Origin of the sequence: Rhizobium sp. CCGE 510, from assembly GCF_000292525.1 — a bacterium.
GTDB lineage: Bacteria > Pseudomonadota > Alphaproteobacteria > Rhizobiales > Rhizobiaceae > Rhizobium.
This window is the reverse complement of record NZ_AEYF01000119.1, coordinates 1-658: the sequence shown is the minus strand read 5'-3', so window position 1 is coordinate 658 and position 658 is coordinate 1. Positions and strand designations below refer to the sequence as shown.

Below are 658 nucleotides of genomic sequence, written 5' to 3'. Positions count from 1 at the left end.
GGGCTTTGGCCTTCCAGCATTCAACCGCGCGACCGACTTCGCTACGCGGCGCAATATTGTACTTTGGCAGATGGACCCGGCGACCGATGGCTCGCACATCCGTTTCGTCATCGCCAGCCTCGCGGAACCGGCACTGCTCACGCCCTTACTCACGGCCGACGATCAGAAGCAGTGGGTCAGGCTTCTTGGTTCCACTGCGCAGCCAGCGCAGGGAGCAATCAGGCTGAATCCGGCGGTAAACGCTGCGTGGCGATCAATGTTCGAGACATTGCTTACATCGGGACAGTTGGAGGAGAACGCCGAGGGAGCCTGGGTTCGGGGACAGCATTTTAGCGCCGCAGGATTGCAAGCCAATTCTAACGACGCCCAGCGAGCCGGCTTCGCAATGCGCGTGATACGCAGCCTAGAAATCCGCAAGCTCACTGCCGCAGTCGCACCAGAAGATAATGTGATCTGGGCGAGGTTTGGCAATGGCTAGTCAGGCAGACCTTTTCGCTCCAGTGATGAAGCCACCGAAGGCGCCAGGGGGTCGGGTCGGACCCCGGCTTTGGATTCGTCGTCTGGCGATTTTCGAGGATCGCCAGACGATTATTCGCGATGTGCTGCTGAAGCCCGGCCTCAACATTATCTGGACACCAGATATGTCGAGTAGCGGCCG

The 658-nt window shown here is 59.4% G+C and carries 2 protein-coding genes; both read left to right on the top strand.

Features of this window, described 5'->3' with window-relative positions:
- Positions 1 to 478: hypothetical protein (locus RCCGE510_RS32750; protein WP_007638036.1), on the top strand; the 478-nt coding region annotated here is incomplete at its 5' end.
- Positions 471 to 658, top strand: a 188-nt coding sequence (locus RCCGE510_RS35415; RefSeq protein ID WP_007638035.1) for a hypothetical protein, incomplete at its 3' end; no start/stop codon positions are given. The genes RCCGE510_RS32750 and RCCGE510_RS35415, both read left to right, overlap by 8 nt.